This window comes from Acidimicrobiales bacterium (assembly GCA_035547835.1).
Lineage (GTDB): Bacteria > Actinomycetota > Acidimicrobiia > Acidimicrobiales > Iamiaceae > DASZTW01.
Map to the genome: position 1 here is coordinate 198,928 of DASZTW010000019.1, position 18,214 is coordinate 217,141.

An 18,214-nucleotide genomic window follows, 5' to 3' on the forward strand; every position below is an offset into this window, starting at 1 on the left:
CACCCGGTTCAGGGGAGGGTCCCCGGTCCGGGGTCACATGTCGGCCACTCACAGTTCGCACGAACTTCTCGTCAACAACGATTGTTGGCGATGACGGTGAGGGCTATGGTCGGCTGAGTGAAGTCGCCGGCTGAGCTCACCGACCTTTTCCGCGCGCGTGGGCTCAAAGTGACCCCGCAGCGCGAGCGCATCTTCCGGATCCTGCACGACGCGCACGACCACCCCACGGCGGAGGCGGTCCACGCCGCGGCCCGGGGCGACATGCCCACCATGTCGCTGCGCACCGTGTACCAGACCCTCAACGACCTCACGGAGATGGGCGAGCTCAGCGCCCTCCAGCTCGGTACCGGATCTGCTCGCTTCGATCCCAACCTCGAGCCCCACCACCACCTCGTGTGCACGTCGTGCGGCGCGGTGGTCGACCTCCACGTCGACTTCCCCGACGTGCGGGTGCCCGCACGGGCGAATCCGGGTTTTGCCGTGCACGGCACCGAGATCACCTTCCGGGGCACCTGCCCCGACTGCGTCGCCACCGACCACGCCGGTGGCGACGGACTGATCCCGCAGCAAGCTCAACCAACCAACAAGTAGGAGACGAGACAGCCATGGCCGACCTCAACGGCAGCAAGACCCTCGACAACCTGAAGACCGCGTTCGCCGGTGAGAGCCAGGCGAACCGCCGCTACCTGTACTTCGCGCAGAAGGCGGACGTCGAGGGCTACCCCGACATCGCGGCGTTGTTCCGCTCGGTCGCGGAAGGTGAGACCGGCCACGCGTTCGGGCACTTCGACTTCCTGGCCGCCGTCGGCGACCCGGCCACCGGCGAGCCCGTGGGCCCCACCGCCGACAACTTGAAGTCGGCCATCGCCGGTGAGACGTACGAGTACACCGAGATGTACCCGGGCTTCTCCAAGACCGCACGCGAAGAGGGCTTCGAGGACGTCGCCGAGTGGCTCGAGACGCTGGCGCGGGCCGAAAAGAGCCACGCCGGTCGCTTCGCCCAGGGCCTCGAGAACCTGTCCTGAGCGGTCACGGCCTGACCGTCGTCTGATCGCGCGTCGAGGGGGGACGGCTGGCCCGTCCTCCCTCGCACACGCCGGAACCATGCCTGCTCATCCCCCCGCACACGACCGACAGCTGACGCTCGACGACATCGTCGACCTGCGCGCGTACGAACGCGAGCGCAAGGACTTCCGCGCCCATGTGATCGACCTCAAGAGGAAGCGACGGGTCCACGTCGGACCGATCGTCACGTTCGTGTTCGAGAACCGCGACACGATTCGCTTCCAGATCCAGGAGATGGCCCGCGTGGAGCGGATCATCACCGACGAGGGCATCCAGACCGAGCTCGACATCTACAACCCGCTCATCCCGAGCCCGGGGCACTTGAGCACCACGATGTTCCTCGAGCTCACCGACGACGCCGGGCTGCGCGAGTGGCTTCCGAAGCTCGTCGGCATCGAGATCGAGGTCGAGCTCCGCATCGGTACCGGTGACGACGTCGCCGTGGTCCGCTGCGATGTCGATCCGGCACACGCCCAGGCGCTGACCCGCGACGAGATGACGGCGTCGGTGCACTACGTGTCGTTCGCCCTCGACCCGGCCCAGGTCGACCGCTTCGCCTCCGAGCCGGTCGCCTTGGCCATCACCCACCCGAACTACCAGCACCACACGGCGCTCTCGGAGGCGTCGGTCGCCGAGCTGCTGACCGATCTCCGGGCGTGACCTGGGCCGATTGGATGTGACTTCCGGCCTCAGGTACGCCATACTCAGCCCTTCGTCGACCGGTCCGAAACGACCGGTGGACCGGTTGCCGCCGGTCGCGACGAGCCCCCGACCCGGCGGAAGCGCTGCCGCGGTCGCTGTCCACATCCGACGAGTCTGGAAACACATCGCGCATGGAACTGACCTGGCGTAAGCAGGCCGCCTGCCGGGGCCTCGATCCGGTGATCTTCTACCCGAGCTCCGAGTTCGAAGAGGAAGCAGAGCCAGCGAAAGCGGTGTGTGCCCAGTGTCCGGTGCGGAGCGACTGCCTCGAGCACGCCCTGTCGGTCCGTGAGAAGGACGGCGTCTGGGGCGGGGCCACCGAGAAGGAACGGCGCCGGATCATCCGCCAGCGTCGGCGCGCCAGCCGCGCCGCCTGAGCCACCCCGGCAGGTTCCACGTCGACCACCTCTGCGGCGCCTGATGACGTCGCGCCCGCGGTCCGCGCGCGCCTGCACCCGCACCAACCTCGGTGGGGCGCGGTCCGCAGACTATTGACATAGTGACTGTCAGTTCTTTACAGTGGCGGCGTGGGGCCTGGAGGCGACGCTGCGATCGACGGGCGGGCGCAGCGTCGCCTCCGCAACACCGATGCCGTGGTCGAAGCGATCCTCGAGCTGCTGCACGAAGGTGACGAGCAGCCCACCGCGCAGGCGGTCGCCGAGCGTTCCGGGGTGTCGATCCGCTCGATCTTCCGCCTCTTCCAGGACATGGAGGAGTTGCACACCCAGGCCATCGAGCGCCAGACCCACGAGCTCGGGTCGCTGATCGAGGACGTCCGCCCCGACGGCCCGCTCGAGCAGCGGGTGCACGCCCTGGTGGCGAACCGCGCCGACGTGTTCGAGACCGTTGCACCTGTCCGCCGCTTCGCCTTGCGGGCCGCGGCCCGATCCGCCCCCATCCGCGACGGCCTGGCCCGCGCCGATCTGCTGCTGCGTCACCAGGTCGCCGCGGTCTTCGCGGCCGAGCTGACGTCCGCACGCACGAACCCCGACCTCCTCGAAGCGCTCGACGCGGCGACGAGCTGGCCGGCATGGGACCGTCTTCGCGCCGGCCAAGGCCTGTCGGCCACTCGGTCCCGCCAGACCACGGAGCTCGTCGTGACGGCGCTGCTGCGAGCCGATGCCTGACGCACTCCGGTCGTTGCGCGGCCGTGACCGGTCGAGAACAGCCTGAAAGGACATGCCATGGAAACCCTCCGCACACCCGACGAACGCTTCGCCGACCTGCCCGAGTTCCCGTTCGAGCCGCACTACGTCGAAGTCGACGACAGTGAAGGTGGCACGCTGCGCGTCCACCACCTCGACGAGGGCCCAGCCGACGGGCAAGTCGTGTTGCTCATGCACGGCGAGCCGTCGTGGAGCTTCCTGTACCGCAAGATGATCCCGGTGCTGGTCGACGCCGGCCTGCGCTGCGTGGCGCCCGACCTGGTGGGGTTCGGCAAGTCCGACAAGCCCACCCAGCAGTCCGACTACACGTACGCCCGTCACGTCGAGTGGATGCGCCAGGCACTGTTCGACCGGCTCGACCTCCGCGACGTCACGCTGGTGGGCCAGGACTGGGGCGGGCTCGTCGGCTTCCGGCTGGTGGGCGAGCACCCCGACCGCTTCGCCCGCGTGGTCGTGGCGAACTCGGGTCTTCCGACCGGCGACGCGAAGATGAGCGAAGCGTTCCTGGCGTGGCAGAAGTACTCCCAGGAGTCTCCGCACTTCCACGTGGGAGGCATCATCAAGGGCGGCTGCGCGACCCCGCTGTCCGACGAGGTGATCGCGGCGTACGACGCACCCTTCCCGGACGACTCCTACCTGGCCGGCGCCCGGATCTTCCCGAGCTTGGTGCCGACCCGTCCTGACGACCCGGCGTCGGAGGCGAACCGCAAGGCGTGGGAGACGTTGGCGGCCTTCGAGAAGCCGTGGCTCACGGCATTTGCGGACAACGACCCGATCACCCACGGCGGCGACGGCATCTTCCAGCGGACCGTGCCAGGCGCGAAGGGCCAGCCGCACACGACCATCCCGAACGCAGCCCACTTCCTCCAGGAGGACAACGGCCCGACCCTCGCCAGGGTCGTGGCCGACTTCATCGCCGCCAACTGACAACCGATCCACCCGACAACCGACCGACCCGACAACGGACCGGCCCCGTCGTAGCGACCCCGACCTGCCCCACTCGGTGGAACGTGGTCGCTGGGCAGGCGGATCCCCACCCAGTTCGGGGTGTTCTCTGGGAGGTCCCGGTCAAATGTGGTTGCCGGTGGTCAGTGGCCGGCGACGGGGTGGGGGACATAGGGGGCTTCGAGTGCGGCGACCTCGTCGTCGGCCAACGCCAGGTCGATGGCTGCGAGCGCGTCGTCGAGGTGGTGGGGCTTGGTGGCGCCGAAGATCGGCGCGGTGACGCCCGGCTTGGCCAGCAACCAGGCCAGCCCCACCTGCGCCCTCGGCACCCCGCGGGCGTCGGCGATCCGGCCGACCTCGTCGACGATCACCTGGTCGCCGTCGCGGTAGAGGAACGCGCCGAACTGGTCGGTCTCGCTGCGTGCGGTGGCCTCGTCCCACGGGCGGGTGAGGCGACCCCGTGCGAGGGGGCTCCACGGGATCACCCCGATGCCACGATCCGCGCACAGCGGCAGCATCTCGCGCTCCTCCTCGCGGTACAGGAGGTTGTAGTGGTTCTGCATGGTGACGAACGGCGTCCAACCGTGCAGCTGCGCGGTGTGGAGCGCTTTGGAGAACTGCCAGGCGTACATCGACGACGCGCCGATGTAGCGTGCCTTGCCCGCCTTCACGACGTCGTGCAGCGCCTCCATGGTCTCCTCGATCGGCGTGTGCGGATCCCAACGGTGGATCTGGTAGAGGTCGACGTAGTCGGTGCCGAGCCGGGTGAGGCTGGCGTCGATCTCGGCCATGATCGCCTTGCGCGACAGGCCGCGGCGGTTGGGCCCGCTTCCCATGGCCCCGTGGACCTTGGTGGCCAGCACGATCTCGTCGCGCTCGGCGAAGTCGGCGAGCGCCCGCCCCACGATCTCCTCGCTGGTGCCGTCGGAGTACACGTTGGCGGTGTCGAAGAAGTTGATGCCGGCTTCGACGGCCCGGCGGATGAAGGGCCTCGACTGCTCCTCGTCGAGGCTCCACGGATGCCCCCCACGATCGGGGACGCCGTAGCTCATGCACCCGAGGCACACCCTCGACACGTAAGTCCCCGTGGTCCCGAGCCGGACGTACTTCATGGCGCTCCCCCTGTCGGCAGGCCGGTCGGCCCACCTGGACGAGTCGACGGTATCGGCTGGGGAATCGGGTCCGGTGGCCCGGCCGTGGTGTCCTAAGTTCTTCCCCATGTTCGAGCTGTCCGACGACGGCCGGGGTAGCTGATGGCCACGCTCGGGGCGCTGGGCGGATGGCCCGCGGTGCTCGGCACCGTCACGGCCGGCGGCGACTTGTCGACCGAGGCGGCCGAAGCGACGATGGCCGAGATCCTCGACGGCAACGCCTCGCCGAGCCAGATCGCCGGGTTCATCATCGCCTTGCGCATGAAGGGCGAGACGGTCGACGAGCTCACGGGGCTGGTGCGGGCGATGCTGGGCGCGGCCGAGCGCGTCGAGCTCGCTGATCCCGACGCTGCGGTCGACATCGTCGGCACGGGTGGCGACAAGGCCAACACCATCAACGTCTCGACCATCTCGAGCTTCGTCGTCGCGGGCGCCGGCGCCACCGTGTGCAAGCACGGCAACCGGGCCGCGTCGTCGGCATGCGGGTCGGCAGATCTGCTCGAAGCGCTCGGCGTGGTGATCGACCTCGGCCCTTCCGGTGTGGCCCGCTGCGTCGAGGAGGCCGGCATGGGCTTTTGCTTCGCGCCGCGCTTCCACTCGGCCATGCGTCACGCCGGACCCACGCGCAAAGAGCTCGGCGTCCCGACCGTGTTCAACTTCCTCGGCCCGATGGCAAACCCCGCCCAGGTGAAGCGGCTCGTGATCGGTGTGGCCGACGTGCGCCTGGCCGACCGCATGGCCCAGGTGCTGGCCGCGAACGGCGCAGCGCGCGCCATGGTCGTGCACGGCGACGACGGCCTCGACGAGCTGACCACGACCACCACGTCCACCGTCTTGGAGCTGCGCGACGGTGCGGTCACCACCTCGACGGTCGACCCGACCGACCTCGGGCTTTCGCTCGTCGGCGCTGAGGCGTTGCGCGGCGGCGACGCCAGCCACAACGCGGCGCTCACCCGCGCCGTGCTCGCCGGAACCGAGGGACCCCACCGCGACGTCGTCGTGTTGAACGCCGGGGCGGCGTTGGTGGCAGCCGGGCTCGCCGACACGCTGCCCGACGGTGTCGACTTGGCCCGCAAGTCGATCGACGGCGGCGCCGCCGCGGGGGTGGTCGAACGGCTCGCCGAGGTCTCCCACGCGGCCCGCAAGTCCGAGCAGGGCTGAGCGCCTCACCGGCGCTGGCCCGAGCGCCCGAGCGCCCGAGCGGCCCAGTGGGAGGAGCGCACCGCCGGCGCTGGCCCGACCGGCCCGACCCGCCCCAGTGGGATGACGGCTCTGCCCGCCGGCGCTGGCAGTCAGGCGGTGGTGAAGCGGATCGATCGTTGGGCGGGGTCGGCTTCGGTGAGGCGGACCTTCGTGCGGGTTCCCAGCTCGACCTTTCCGTCGCAGCGGCCGCGCACCGGCGGTTCGTCCAACACGACCGTGGCCTGGTCGTGGTGCACGTCGACCACCATCGCGTCGAAGGTCTCGCCGACGCGGTCGGCGAGCAGCCACGCCTCGGTGAGGTCGACCACGCCGCGGTCGAGCTCGTGGCTGCGCTTGTCGCTCTCGGCCATGAGATCCGGCAGCGTGCCCAGCGCGCTGCGGGCCCACTCGGGCAGTTCTTGGCCCGCGACCGCCGCGGCGCACGCCTCCAAGGCGAAGCGGTCGCACAACCGGCGCAGCGGTGCGGTCACATGCGCGTACGGGCCGCCGATACCCGCGTGCACGGCCGCGTCGCCGGTGGGCGGGTTGCCGTCGAAGGCGGTGTAGCCCGCGCCCCGGAGCAGCTCGGCGGCGAGGTCGGCGAAGGCGGCGTTGATCGGCACGGACGGGTCGAGGGCGGCGAGCACCTCGCCCGCTGTCTTGCTGTCGGGCCAGTCGATGCCGATGGCGGTGGCCGCCTTGCGGACTCGAGCGAGGTCGTCGGGCGACGCGGGCGGCAATGTGCGCAGCACACCGACCTTCGCGTCGAGCATGATCTGCGCGGCGGCCATGCCGGTGAGCAGCGAGATCTCCGCGTTCCACGACTCGACGTCGGACTCGGCCCGCAAGGTGATGGACCAGTGCCCGTCGGCCTGGTGCAGGACCTGCTGTTCGGGCACCGGCAAGTCGAGGCTGCCGAGCGCCTGGCGGGCGGTACGGCGCCGCTTGCCGATCTCGCCGAGCAGCGCGATCGGATCCGGCGCGTTGCCGGCGGCCAAGGCCGCCTCGACTCCCGGGTAGTCGAGCTGCTGGCGGCTGCGGACCATCGATCGTTGCAGCAGGCACGACGTCTGGCTTCCGTCGGCGTCGAGCTCGATCGTCCACACGAAGGCGGGCCGTGCCTGGTCGGGCAACAAGCTGGCCGAGCCCTCGCTGAGGGCGCTCGGGTGCAGCAGCGCGACCTGGTCGGGCGCGTACTCGGTCTGGACGCGGCGCCGAGCCTCGGTGTCGACCGGGTCGCCGCCGGCGACGAACGCGGCGACGTCGGCGATGGCGTAGTGCACCACGTAGCCGCCGCCTTTCTTGGCGCCCAGGTGGACGGCCTGGTCGAGATCCTTGCTGCCGGGCGGGTCGAGCGTGACGAACGGGATGTCGGTCGCGTCGTGGTCGGGCAGCCGGGGGGCCTTCGCCGCCTGTTCGGCGGCAGCGATCACGTCGGGTGGGAAGTCCACCGCGATGCCGAGTTGGTCGCGGAGGGCCGCGAACCCGCGGACAAGGTCGCCGCGCCGGTCGTCGGGGACCGCGGCGACATCAGGGGTGTGTCGGGCGTGCACGCCGTGCAGTCTGCCCGCTTTGGCCCGCTCTGCCGGGGTTCTGAGCTGCGAACCGACCTGCTACCGTGGCCTGCTCCCGGGGCGATTAGCTCAGTTGGTTAGAGCACCTGCATGACGCGCAGGGGGTCAGGGGTTCGAATCCCTTATCGCCCACCGATTTCCGGGACGACCAGCCCCGTGGCGAGCCTTCAGGCGAGCCCGTCGTCCCCGATGGCTCGCCGGGGGCGCTGTCGCCGCAGTTGCGCCCACCGCAGGGATGACGGCGGCGAGTACGTTGAACGGATGGCAGGCAGAGCGTCGTGGTGGTAGGTGCCGCGTCTCGATCCGCCTCGCGTCGACCGGTCACCGACCAACGCCGGAACGCCGATCGTGACCGGGACGAGCGGCTCGGCCCCGACGACGGCCTTACCGCCGGAGAGGCAGCGGCGCGCCTCGAACGTTATGGTCCGAACCGCCTGGCGGAGCACGAGCGCGGTGCCCTGGCTCAGGCAATCGGGCATCTGTGGAACCCGATCCAGTGGATGATCGAGGCCGCGCTGGTGCTCACCGGGGTGACGGACCGTTGGGCCGATTTCGGGATGATCGCCGCTCTGCTCGGGCCTGCTGCGCTGGCCGAGCGCCAGGGCACCGATCTGATGGCCGTCGTGGAGGGGGCCGACGGCTTCGCCCAGGTCGTGCCCGAGGACAAGTACCGCATCGTTGCTGCCCTCCAGGCGGGCGGTCATATCGTCGGGATGACCGGTGACGGCGTCAACGACGCGCCCGCCCTCCACCGGGCCGACGCGGGCATCGCCGTCGCCGGTGCGACCGATGCGGCCCGCGCGGCGGCGGACATCGTGCTGCTGGCACCGGGTTTGTCGGTGATCATCGACGCGATCCACCGGGCCCGTGAGGTGTTTCGCCGGATGGTCAACTACGCCATCTATCGGATCACCGAGACCATCCGGGTCGTGGGGTTCGTGACGGTGTCGATCGTCGCCTTCGGGTTCTTCCCTGTCTCGCCGGTGCAGATCGTCCTTCTGGCGATCCTCAACGACGCAGCCATCTTGACCATCGCGTATGACCGGGTGGTGCCCTCGAGGCGGCCCGAGCGCTGGGACCTCACCGAGGTCCTCGCCGTGGCGACCGTGCTCGGGTTGGCTGGCGTGGTCTCCTCGTTCGGCGTCCTGTCGATCGGCCACACCGTGTTGCACCTCTCCGACGACGAGGTGCGGACGTTGCTCTACCTCAAGCTGTCGGTGGCCGGTCACCTGACCTTGTTCGTCGCCCGGACCCGTGGCCGGTTCTGGTCCCAGCGTCCCGCGACGGTGCTGCTGGTCGCCGTGGTGGGGACGCAGCTCATCGCCACCTGCATCGCGTGGTCGGGCGCGTTCATGACCCCGTTGCGGTGGAACCTTGTCGGCCTGGCGTGGGGCTACGCCCTCGCCTGGATGCTGGTGTTGGACGAGCTCAAGCTCCGCGTGTACACCTCGCTGGACCGCCGCGCCGAGAGCCGCCGCGTCGAGACCTGACGCGGCTGCGGCCCGAGTTCGGGTGCTCGCCGCCGACCGGGTGCCGAGCGCTGCTGGTCAGAGAGGCCGAGGTCCTGTCCACGCTCCGGGAACGATCGGTCCGGTCGTTCGCCGCGGTCGTTGGGTTCAGCCGGTGCCGCGGGTGACCTGCATGCGGGCGCGGAGCCTCGCGACTGCTCCGGCGATGGCGCGAGAGATCTGCATCTGGCTCACGCCCGAGTCATCGGCGATGGCCGCTTGCGAGCACTCGTTCACGAAGTACTCGGTGAGCAGCTTCCGGTCGCGATCGGAGAGCGCCCTCAGCGCCGCGGCGAGGTCGATGCGGGTCTCGGCGCGACTGAACCCGTTGTCGAGGCGCCCGAGCCGCTCGCGTCTCGTCGAGGCCGCGGCGCCGTCGGTGGGCACGGGAGCATCCAGCGACAGGGTGTGGCGGGCGCGGGTGGCCTCTTGCACCAGTACGACCTGTTCGACATCCGTGCCGAGCTCGTCGGCGAGCTCGGCGGCCGATGGTTCGCGACCGAGCCGCTGGCTCAGTTGCTCGCCCGTGTGCACGAGCGGTGCAGCGAGGTCGTGGACCGGGCGGGGCACGCGCAGCGCCCACCCGGCGTCGCGGTAGAAGCGCTTGAGCCGGCCGATGATCGTGACCGTGGCATACGCGCCGAACGGCACGCCGCGGGTGGCCTCGAAACGGTCGATCGCGCCGAGCAGTGCCTCGCAGGCCACTTGCTCGAGATCCTCGAGGTTGGTGCTGCCCCGGTGCATGCGCCGCGCAAGCGCGTGCGCGAGCGGTTGGTGCTGGGCGAACCGGTGCGCCCGCTCGTCGTCGCTGTTGCAGGCAGGCGTGTGGGGTGGTTCGACGGGGCCGCCATCGGGGTGCGATCTCCTCCGGTGCTCAGCGGGCGACGTCATATGGGAGGTCGTCTCCAAGGTCGTAGACCGACGTGGGCGGTGGTCCTCGCGGCGCTGCGAATCGTGCCGTTTTCGACCTTAGACAGCTTCAAGCCGCTTGTCTACGTTGCGTCATCACGCGCGCGCGCAACGTGGTGGCGGCTCGTCATGGTGATCACCGTGCGCGGCCACCCATTGGGGCGAACCCTGCGGGCTGCTCGGGGACTGGGCTGGCCGATCAGCTTCGTCAGGAAGCTCGAGCCGTCGGTTCCTCATCGGTGCCGCCAAAGGGCGCTGGGCAAGCGGGTCGCGATGGTCGGGCTTGGTATCCGCGGCCGGCGACGCGTTGATGGGCACGTTGCGGACGATGCGGGCCAGCGCCTCGAGTGAGCTGGCGGTAACTGATGACATGGGATCTCCGTGACTGCCGGTCCGCCGTGAGGAGGTGCTCGTAGACGCCGGCTATCCCGCAGCGAGACCGCGAAACCGGTGGCCCGGCGTCGGATCAGAGGTCACCCGACCTCGCGGCACGGCGAACGGCAGCGGCCCTCCGCCAGGGAAGGCGCGCGAGCAGCGGGCCCACGAGCAACACGGCCGCGAGGCCGACCAGCAGGCCGCCGAGCGGGCGCATGGGCCCGCAGACCCCGGTCGCGACCAACAGCGCCGTAGCAGCCGCTGGCGCGTGATGGGCATCGAGGAGCTCGAGTGCCACGAGGGTCGCGCCCAGCGCGCAGGCAGCCGCCGCGGCTTGCGCGAGCCCTGGCCCGTGGAGCAACGGATCGGGGCGCGCGCCCCACTGGCCGGACGCGGCGAGGCAGCCGAGCCCCGCGGAGACCGCCACACCGTGTCCGAGCAGTGCGTTGCGGAGCCGAGCGGTCGTGGTGGCCGGGTGGGCGGCGAACACGTACGCGGTCGGTCCGAGAGTGGCGGAGATCGCGGGCAGATCGGTCGCTCCGCCAACCGCCCCGGCCGCGGCGATCGCGGCGATCGCCACGAGGGCAGACCGGGCCCCGATCGCCACCCGCTCGGTGCGCGAGAGCGTAGGGGGTGGTGGCGCCGGGGCCCGGTGCCGGGGGGCCACGGGTCAGGTGGCAGGGTTCGACATCGACGTGCACTCCCGTGTGGGCGGTCAACCTCTGCCCCGATGCGGGCGAGCGAAACAAGACCGGAGCGTCTGGTCGCGGCAGGTCAGCTGTTGTCGGTACGGAGTTGCTCGAGGCAGTGCTGCGCAGCGCGGCGCTCGTCGCTGTAGCCAGCGGTGCCCGTGATCAGTCGCAGCGACGTGCCCGCATGCGCGAAGCGCTTGCGGCACCGCTCGATGACCAACCAGGCCTCGAACGGCGGGGGGCTCGCCAAGCGCAGGTCGAGGACCGCGGGACTGCCCGCGTCGCAGATCTCGTCGAGCAATCCGCCGAGCTGCAGGGATCGCTGGTCGTCGAGGGGGCGAAGCACGGTCACCAGACTGGCGTCAGCAACGGTGTCAACCCGCATGGCAATCCCCTGTGGTGTGGTGCGAGGTGTGCAGCGTACAGCGCGTGCTACGTCGTCAACCGGGCGACCGACGTGCTGACCGGCGGTTCGAGGCCGAAACCACGGCCCACACTCGGCTTCCGGCTGCCGCTCGCGTGGAGTGGCCCGGCATGGCACGTCGAGTCGCTGCGCGCACGTCACGGGTCTGTGCCCTCGCGATGTGGATGTGGTGACCGTGCTGTTCGTGGTTCTCGTGGCGCCCGACGTCGCGCATTCCGAGGCGGTGGGCGGATCCATCGTGTTGCCGCTGCGGTACCTGATCGCGATCGGCAAGCTCCGCACGTCGGTCGGTGCCACGCCCGCTGACGGCTCGTCACGCTCCTTCACCAGCACGCAGCGCGACCGCCGCGGCGATCTGCGAGAGGTGGCTCAGGGCCTGCGGGAAGTTGCCCAGGATCTCGCCGCCCGTCGGGTCGTACTCCTCGCCGTAGAGCGCCAGATCGTTCGCGGTCTGCACGCCGCGGTCGTATGCCGCGCGCGCCTCGGTGACGCGCCCTTGGCGGGCCAGGCACTCCGCGAGCCAGAACGTGCACGGAACGAACGGGTGCTCCTCGCCATCGACGCCGTCATCGGCGCGATAGCGAGCCAGCAGACCGTCCACGTCGAGGTCGGCGATGACCGCGTCGGTCGTCGCGACCATCCGCGGGTCGTCGTAGGCGACGAAGCCGACGGTGGGGAGCAGCAGGAGCGCCGCGTCGACGTCGGTGGTGCCGTAGTGGCGAACGAAGCAGCCGCGGCCGTCGTCGACGCCGTGGCGTTCGATCGAGCGCCGAACGGTGTCGCGGGTGTCGGCCCACCGCTCGGCCGGTGCCTTGCGCATGCACGCTTGGGCGAGCTTGATACCTCGGTCGAGCGCGGCCCAGCACATCACTTTCGAGTGCACGAAGTGCCTCGGTTCGCCCCGCGTCTCCCACAAGCTCTGATCGGGCTCGTCCCAGTGCTCCGCGGCGGCGTCGACGAGGCTGAGGAGGAAGCGCCAGTAGTCGTCGTCGGGCGACCGGCCTCGTTGGTGCCATTGCCATGCCAGGTCGAGCAACTCGCCGTACACGTCGAGCTGACGCTGCTCGGACGCACTGTTGCCGATCCGAACCGGGCGGGATCGCCCGTAGCCCTCGAGGTCGAGCTCCAGCTCAGGGATGCGCCGCTCACCGCCCAGCCCGTACACGATCTGCAAGGACGACGCGCCGCCGGCGGCGCTGCGCTCCACGAAGCGACGGAGACCGTCGGCCTCGCGGTCGCAGCCGAGCTCGGCCATCGCGCGCACGGTGAACTGCGAGTCGCGGATCCACGCGTAGCGGTAGTCCCAGTTGCGGGTGCCGCCCACGACCTCGGGCAGTGACGTGGTCGCGGCCGCGGCGATGGCGCCGGTGGGGGCGTTCGTGAGCGCTTTGAGCACCAGCGCAGAACGACGCGCGGCGCTGGCATCCGGCCCTTCGATCGTGACCGTGGTGGCCCACTCGCGCCACCACGCGATCGTGGTGTCGAGGCGCTCGTCGAGCTCATGGGTGCTCGGTGCCTCGGGAGGCCCGCCCTCGAGCTGCTCGGGGGCCACCGACGTGAAGCTCAAGCGAGCTCGCTCACCGGCGCGGAGCGTGACGGTGCCGACGAGATCGTGGAGGGCGGAGACTGCGAGGTCCATGTCGGTGTGGATCACGAGCGCGTCGTTGCCACCGACAGCGCTCCACACCCCCGCGTGGTGAGAGCGGACCCACGGCCGTACGTCGCCGTAGTCGAACCGCGCGGCGATGCGCACCTGGAACGTGGCGGCTCCCCGGAGGCCTTCGACCACGCGCAGCAGCTGGTTCCGGGGGTGGCGGGCTCCGCCCTCGTGGGTGGTGAAGCAGTCGAGCAGCCTGGCCTGTCCTGACGATGCCCGGAACATCGTCTCCAGCACCATCGTGTCGTCGAGGTAGCGGTGACTCGCGACCGCGTCGGGTTGCTCGGGAGCAACGGCGCAATGGCCGCCGCGTTCCCAGTCGAGGAGCCTGCCGAACGAGCTGCCCGCGTCGAGGCGCGGCATGCAGCACCAGTCGATCGACCCGGACCGCGAAACCAGGGCGGCGCTGTGCCCGTCGCCGATCAGCGCGTAGTCGGCGATCGGCGGGTAGGGGGAGTCGCCGGCGTGGCTCGTGGCCTCGCCCGGGCGGGTCATCGCCGTTGTGCGCGCCAGCCGACGCCCGCGAGTGTGACGACTCCCGCGCCGACGGCCAATGGGGTGCGCCGCGCCGCGATGGCTCGCTGCACGCTGTGCGCCCGCGCCCGGTCGTCGAACTCGCCGTGGGCTCCGAAGTCGATCTCTGCGTCGGCAGGCTCCCAGAGGTTGGCGGGCCGGTCGACCGACCGGCGTTCGTCGGTCTGCTGACTCTCGAAGCCGGTACGGCCGAGGTAGCGGTCCAGGGCACCGGGTACGACGGCGTTCGCGAGAAGTGTGGCGGCCGTGCTCGCGCCCACCCACCACTCCCGGCGAGTGCCGGTGGCGGCGCGCACCACCGATCGTGCTGCCACTTCAGGTTGGTAGATGGGGGGCACGGGTTGGGGGTGACGCGACAGCCGCGACAGCACCCAGGAGAACTGCGGTGTGTTCACCGCGGGGAGCTGCACCATCGTGACCCGCACTGCGCTGCGATCGTGAAGGAGCTCGCAGCGCACGGATTCGGTGAACCCCTGGATGGCGTGCTTGGCGCCGCAGTACGCGGACTGGAGCGGGATGCCGCGGTAGGCGAGCGCGGAGCCCACTTGCACGACCGTGCCGCGGTCGCGGGGCCGCATGCGACGCAGCGCCGCCATCGTGCCGTAGACGAAGCCGAGGTAGCTCACCTCGGTCGCGCGGCGGAACTCGGCCGCGGTGACCTCGCTGAACGGCGCGAACACGGCGCTGAACGCGTCGTTCACCCAGACGTCGATCGGCCCGAGCTCCCGTTCGATCCGGGTCGCGGCGTCCTCGACCTGGTGGTGATCGGCGACGTCGGTCGGCACCGCGAGTGCCTCACCGCCCGCCTCGCGGACGGACCTGGTCGCGCCGTCGAGCCCCGCCCGACCGCGCGCGAGCAGGCCGACACGAGCACCGCGCGCACCGAAGGCTTCCGCGACCGCTCGTCCGACACCGGCCGACGCCCCGGTCACGACCACGACCCCCGGCGCACCGTCGACGGAGCTCGAGCCCACCCGTCTCATGCGGCGTACGCACCAGCGTCGACCGCTTTGAGGGTCAGCCCGTTGCCGAAAGCGTCGCGGTGGGGATACACACGGTCGGCGCGTCGGGCCGGCACGCCGTCGAACAGCATCGGTTCGAGGCGGGTGTGGTCCCAGAACCACTCCACGTGCACCAGGTTCGGCGCGGCGCACGCGGGCGCGGCATGCGCCGCCGGAGCGCAGTGCGCGGACACCGGCAAGCCATGCGCGGCAGCAATCGTGGCGGCGTCGAGGAAGCCCGTGATGCCACCGCAGCGCGTCGCGTCGATCTGCAGCACGTCGACCGCGCCTTGCGCGAGTTGCTCGAACACCCACGGCGAGTCGGCGTACTCGCCGGCCGCGACCTGCATGCCTGCCGGGGCCCGATCCCGGACACGGCGCAGGCCGGCCAGGTCCTCGGAGGTGACGGGCTCTTCGAGCCAGGACACGCCCTCGTCAGCGAATCGTGCGGCCCACGCCACCGCGTCGGACGCGGAGTACGCGCCGTTCGCGTCGACGAACAACTCGGTACCGACCCCGATCGCCCGGCGTGCCGCGCGCACGCGGTGCAGGTCGTGCGAGGGCTCCCGCCCGACTTTCATCTTCACGAACGGCACGCCGTCGCCAGCCCAGCCCGAGAGCTGCTCGACCAGACGCTGGTCGTCGTAGCTGGTGAACCCTCCGCTGCCGTACACGGGAGCGCCGTCCCGCACGGCACCCAGCAGGTGGGTGAGTGGTAGGTCGAGCACGCGTGCCTCGAGGTCCCACAGCGCGAGATCCACGGCTGACAGCGCGGCCATGGCGATGCCATGGGTGCCGAGGTTGCGCACCGCCCGGCGCATCCGCCCGTTGGCGCCGCGCACGTCGAACACTGAGCAGCCCTCGACAGCCGGGGCCAAGAGGCGGTGCACCACCCCGACGGCGGCGGCATCGGTGTAGGAGTAGCCCACGCCGGTGTGGCCCGCGGCGTCGGCCTCGACCACCACGGCCGTGGTCGACGACCACGCAAGGGTGCCGTCGGACTCGGGCGCATCGGTGGGGACCGTGTAGGCCGCAGCCCGCACCCGGGTGACCCGCGGTTCGCTCGATCGCGCCCGGTTCACCGGTGCAGCAACTCTTCGAGCTTGCCGCGAAAGCCGTTGCGCACGATCTCGGCCGACGCAGGGTCGCCCTTCATCACCGCCTTGAGCAGCGACGTGGCCTGCTCGAGCTCGACGTGCGGCGGCAGCGGCGGCACCTCGGGATCGCAGATCGCGTCGATCACGAACGGCCGGTCCGAGGCGAGCGCGCGCTCCCACGTGTCACCCAGCGCGCCGGGGTCGTCGACGACCTTCCCGTCGAGCCCCAAGCTCATCGCGTAGTCGGCATACGGGAAATCCGGCAGCGTCTGGGAGCCCTCGAACTTCGGGTCGCCGCTCATCGCGCGCTGCTCCCACGTGACCTGGTTCAGGTCGTTGTTGTGCAACACCGCCACGATCAGGCGGGTGTCGGTCCACTCCTGCCAGTAGCGCTTGATGGTGATGAGCTCGTTGATCCCGTTCATCTGCATCGCTCCGTCCCCGACGAGTGCGATGGCGGGGCGGCCCGGGTGGGCGAACTTGGCGCCGATGGCGTACGGCACGCCGGGGCCCATCGTTGCCAACGTGCCCGACAGAGAACCGCGCATGTCGCCCCGGAACCGGAGGTGCCGGGCGTACCAGTTGGCCGCCGAGCCGGAGTCGCTCGACACGATCGCGTCGTGCGGGATCCGCGACGACAGCTCCCACACGAGCCGTTGAGGATTGATCGGATTGGCGTCCTGGTGCGCTTGGGCGTCGAGCACCTCACACCATCGCGCCACGGCGCTCTCGATGCCCTCGCGCCAGGCGCGGTCGGCCTTGGCCTCCAGCAGCGGTACGAGCGCAGAGAGGGTGGCCGCCGCGTCGCCGACGAGGTTCACCTCCATCGGATAGCGGATGCCGATCATGGTGCCGTCGAGGTCGATCTGCACGCCCCGCGCCTGGCCGAACGGTGGCAGGAACTGGGAGTACGGGAAGCTCGACCCCACCATCAACAAGGTGTCGCACTCCATCATCAGGTCGTAGCTCGGCTTTGTGCCGAGCAGGCCTATCGCGCCGGTGACGTACGGCAAGTCGTCGCTGAGCACGTCCATGCCGAGCAGCGCTTTGGCCACGCCCGCGCCGAGGCGGTCGGCGACGTCGATCACCTGGTCGCGGGCCCCGCGCGCTCCCTGCCCGACCAGGACGGCCACCCGTTCGCCGGCGTTGAGCACCGCCGCGGCGCGCTGCAGGTCCGACGACGCGGGCACCGCGTCCGGCGGCGTCCAACCCAAGCTGCCGGGCACCATCTTGAAGTCGTGGGTGGGCGGATCCCACCGGAGGTCTTGCAGATCGGACGGCACGATGATGCACGTGGGACACCGCTCGGCATACGCCGTTCGGATCGCCCGGTCGATCAACATCGGAAACTGCTCGGGCACCATCGCCGTGTGCACGTAGTGGTGGGCCACGTCTTTGAACAACGTGTTGAGATCGACCTCTTGTTGGTAGTTGCCGCCCATCGCGGTGCGAGCGGTCTGGCCCACGATCGCCACGACGGGCACGTGATCGAGCTTGGCGTCGTACAGGCCGTTCAGCAGGTGGATCGCACCCGGGCCCGAAGTGGCGAGACACACCCCGACCTCGCCCGAGAACTTCGCGTAGCCCGTTGCCTCGAACGCGGCCATCTCCTCGTGGCGTGCCTGCACGAACCGTGGCGCGTCGTCGAGCTCGGCGAACGAGCCGATGATCCCGTTGATGCCGTCGCCCGGGTAGCCGAAGATGTGGCGCACACCCCACTCGTGCAGTCGTTGCAGGATCTGGTCGGCGACGGTCTGGGCCATGGCCCCTCCTCATGCAGCTGATGGCGACACCCCTTGCGCTAGCCGCGGCCCTTGGTGGCAAACACCGGTTTGACGTCGCGGTCGGGGGTCAGCGCGCGCTCGAAGACTTCGACCGAGAAGGAGGCTGCATGCCACGGCACGGCACCAACCGCTGGAGCGCCGAGCGCGAACGTCAGTACGAGCACATCAAGGAGGGTCTCGAGGAGCACGGGCGTGGCGGCCGGGCCGAAGAGATCGCGGCGCGCACGGTCAACAAGGAGCGCGCTCGCAGCGGCGAGGCCTCGGAACACGCGCGCACGTCGACCGACGACTTGAGCTCCGCGCGGCGCGGCGGCCTGCGTTCGCACCGCGGACCGGGCGGGCGCACGTACCGCCAGCTGTACCAGGAAGCACGCGAACGCGGTGTGAAGGGCCGATCGAAGATGAACAAGCACGAGCTCGAGAAGGCGGTGGGACGCTGATGGCGCTG

Annotated in this window: 19 protein-coding genes and 1 tRNA gene; 11 read left to right on the forward strand and 9 right to left on the reverse strand. The window is 70.5% G+C overall.

The window, feature by feature from the left end; all coding sequences use genetic code 11:
* Positions 1-117: 117 nt before the first annotated feature.
* From VHA73_15720 to VHA73_15745, 6 genes are all read left to right on the forward strand, one after another.
* Positions 118-591, forward strand: coding sequence for a Fur family transcriptional regulator (locus VHA73_15720; GenBank protein ID HVX19471.1), 474 nt, complete (start codon positions 118-120; stop codon positions 589-591).
* Between the two features lie 14 nt (positions 592-605).
* Positions 606-1,025 carry a rubrerythrin family protein gene (locus VHA73_15725; protein ID HVX19472.1) on the forward strand — a complete coding sequence of 140 codons (420 nt, stop codon included), beginning with the start codon at positions 606-608 and terminating at the stop codon, positions 1,023-1,025.
* Positions 1,026-1,104: 79 nt separating this feature from the next.
* Positions 1,105-1,725 (forward strand): DUF3501 family protein, encoded by a 621-nt coding sequence (locus VHA73_15730; protein HVX19473.1) that lies wholly within the window; start codon positions 1,105-1,107, stop codon positions 1,723-1,725.
* Between the two features lie 173 nt (positions 1,726-1,898).
* Entirely contained in the window at positions 1,899-2,144 is a 246-nt protein-coding gene (locus VHA73_15735) for a WhiB family transcriptional regulator (protein ID HVX19474.1), read from the forward strand.
* A gap of 150 nt (positions 2,145-2,294) precedes the next feature.
* The gene (locus VHA73_15740) at positions 2,295-2,894 is read left to right on the forward strand and encodes a TetR/AcrR family transcriptional regulator (protein HVX19475.1); all 600 of its coding nucleotides are present in this window, start codon (positions 2,295-2,297) and stop codon (positions 2,892-2,894) included.
* 57 nt (positions 2,895-2,951) lie between these two features.
* Entirely contained in the window at positions 2,952-3,860 is a 909-nt protein-coding gene (locus VHA73_15745; GenBank protein ID HVX19476.1) for a haloalkane dehalogenase, read from the forward strand.
* Between the two features lie 161 nt (positions 3,861-4,021).
* Here the strand turns inward: VHA73_15745 and VHA73_15750 are convergent, their stop codons facing one another.
* Positions 4,022-4,990, reverse strand: coding sequence for an aldo/keto reductase (locus VHA73_15750; protein ID HVX19477.1), 969 nt, complete (start codon positions 4,988-4,990; stop codon positions 4,022-4,024).
* Between the two features lie 141 nt (positions 4,991-5,131).
* On the opposite strand from VHA73_15750, the gene trpD reads away from it, so the two are divergent.
* Positions 5,132-6,190 (forward strand): anthranilate phosphoribosyltransferase, encoded by a 1,059-nt coding sequence (gene trpD / locus VHA73_15755; GenBank protein ID HVX19478.1) that lies wholly within the window; start codon positions 5,132-5,134, stop codon positions 6,188-6,190.
* Positions 6,191-6,321: 131 nt separating this feature from the next.
* Here trpD and VHA73_15760 read toward each other — a convergent pair whose 3' ends face one another.
* Positions 6,322-7,764 carry an RNB domain-containing ribonuclease gene (locus tag VHA73_15760; GenBank protein ID HVX19479.1) on the reverse strand — a complete coding sequence of 481 codons (1,443 nt, stop codon included), beginning with the start codon at positions 7,762-7,764 and terminating at the stop codon, positions 6,322-6,324.
* A gap of 79 nt (positions 7,765-7,843) precedes the next feature.
* Here VHA73_15760 and VHA73_15765 point away from each other — a divergent pair.
* Both VHA73_15765 and VHA73_15770 read left to right on the forward strand, forming a co-directional pair.
* Positions 7,844-7,917 (forward strand) — tRNA-Val (locus VHA73_15765).
* 149 nt (positions 7,918-8,066) lie between these two features.
* Positions 8,067-9,275, forward strand: coding sequence for an HAD-IC family P-type ATPase (locus VHA73_15770; GenBank protein ID HVX19480.1), 1,209 nt, complete (start codon positions 8,067-8,069; stop codon positions 9,273-9,275).
* A 126-nt stretch (positions 9,276-9,401) separates the two neighbouring features.
* Here the strand turns inward: VHA73_15770 and VHA73_15775 are convergent, their stop codons facing one another.
* Entirely contained in the window at positions 9,402-10,184 is a 783-nt protein-coding gene (locus tag VHA73_15775) for a sigma-70 family RNA polymerase sigma factor (GenBank protein ID HVX19481.1), read from the reverse strand.
* Between the two features lie 39 nt (positions 10,185-10,223).
* On the opposite strand from VHA73_15775, the gene VHA73_15780 reads away from it, so the two are divergent.
* Positions 10,224-10,553, forward strand: coding sequence for a hypothetical protein (locus tag VHA73_15780; GenBank protein HVX19482.1), 330 nt, complete (start codon positions 10,224-10,226; stop codon positions 10,551-10,553).
* A gap of 115 nt (positions 10,554-10,668) precedes the next feature.
* Here VHA73_15780 and VHA73_15785 read toward each other — a convergent pair whose 3' ends face one another.
* The 6 genes from VHA73_15785 to VHA73_15810 all read right to left on the reverse strand — a co-directional run bounded on the left by VHA73_15785 (position 10,669) and on the right by VHA73_15810 (position 17,745).
* Entirely contained in the window at positions 10,669-11,157 is a 489-nt protein-coding gene (locus tag VHA73_15785) for an HPP family protein (GenBank protein ID HVX19483.1), read from the reverse strand.
* Between the two features lie 194 nt (positions 11,158-11,351).
* A complete protein-coding gene (locus VHA73_15790) occupies positions 11,352-11,621 on the reverse strand; it encodes a hypothetical protein (protein HVX19484.1) in 270 nt (89 codons plus the stop codon).
* A 385-nt stretch (positions 11,622-12,006) separates the two neighbouring features.
* Positions 12,007-13,845 (reverse strand): glycoside hydrolase family 15 protein, encoded by a 1,839-nt coding sequence (locus tag VHA73_15795; protein ID HVX19485.1) that lies wholly within the window; start codon positions 13,843-13,845, stop codon positions 12,007-12,009.
* Positions 13,842-14,816, reverse strand: coding sequence for an SDR family oxidoreductase (locus VHA73_15800; GenBank protein ID HVX19486.1), 975 nt, complete (start codon positions 14,814-14,816; stop codon positions 13,842-13,844). The genes VHA73_15795 and VHA73_15800 overlap by 4 nt, the downstream gene beginning before the upstream one ends.
* Before the next feature lie 47 nt (positions 14,817-14,863).
* Positions 14,864-15,967, reverse strand: coding sequence for an enolase C-terminal domain-like protein (locus VHA73_15805; GenBank protein ID HVX19487.1), 1,104 nt, complete (start codon positions 15,965-15,967; stop codon positions 14,864-14,866).
* A complete protein-coding gene (locus tag VHA73_15810; protein ID HVX19488.1) occupies positions 15,964-17,745 on the reverse strand; it encodes a thiamine pyrophosphate-requiring protein in 1,782 nt (593 codons plus the stop codon). Before VHA73_15810 ends, VHA73_15805 begins: the two co-directional genes overlap by 4 nt.
* Positions 17,746-17,873: 128 nt before the next feature.
* Between VHA73_15810 and VHA73_15815 the strand changes: the two genes are divergently transcribed.
* Positions 17,874-18,206, forward strand: coding sequence for a hypothetical protein (locus VHA73_15815; GenBank protein ID HVX19489.1), 333 nt, complete (start codon positions 17,874-17,876; stop codon positions 18,204-18,206).
* Positions 18,207-18,214: the final 8 nt, after the last annotated feature.

Excerpts from the sequence above, each read along its gene's own strand:
- VHA73_15725 (HVX19472.1), top strand. The coding sequence starts at position 606 with ATGGCCGACCTCAACGGCAGCAAGACCCTCGACAACCTGAAGACCGCG.
- VHA73_15815 (HVX19489.1), top strand. The coding sequence starts at position 17,874 with ATGCCACGGCACGGCACCAACCGCTGGAGCGCCGAGCGCGAACGTCAG.
- VHA73_15775 (HVX19481.1), bottom strand. The coding sequence starts at position 10,184 with ATGACGTCGCCCGCTGAGCACCGGAGGAGATCGCACCCCGATGGCGGC.
- VHA73_15795 (HVX19485.1), bottom strand. The coding sequence starts at position 13,845 with ATGACCCGCCCGGGCGAGGCCACGAGCCACGCCGGCGACTCCCCCTAC.
- VHA73_15745 (HVX19476.1), top strand. The coding sequence starts at position 2,952 with ATGGAAACCCTCCGCACACCCGACGAACGCTTCGCCGACCTGCCCGAG.
- VHA73_15750 (HVX19477.1), bottom strand. The coding sequence starts at position 4,990 with ATGAAGTACGTCCGGCTCGGGACCACGGGGACTTACGTGTCGAGGGTG.
- VHA73_15810 (HVX19488.1), bottom strand. The coding sequence starts at position 17,745 with ATGGCCCAGACCGTCGCCGACCAGATCCTGCAACGACTGCACGAGTGG.
- trpD (HVX19478.1), top strand. The coding sequence starts at position 5,132 with ATGGCCACGCTCGGGGCGCTGGGCGGATGGCCCGCGGTGCTCGGCACC.
- VHA73_15735 (HVX19474.1), top strand. The coding sequence starts at position 1,899 with ATGGAACTGACCTGGCGTAAGCAGGCCGCCTGCCGGGGCCTCGATCCG.
- VHA73_15730 (HVX19473.1), top strand. The coding sequence starts at position 1,105 with ATGCCTGCTCATCCCCCCGCACACGACCGACAGCTGACGCTCGACGAC.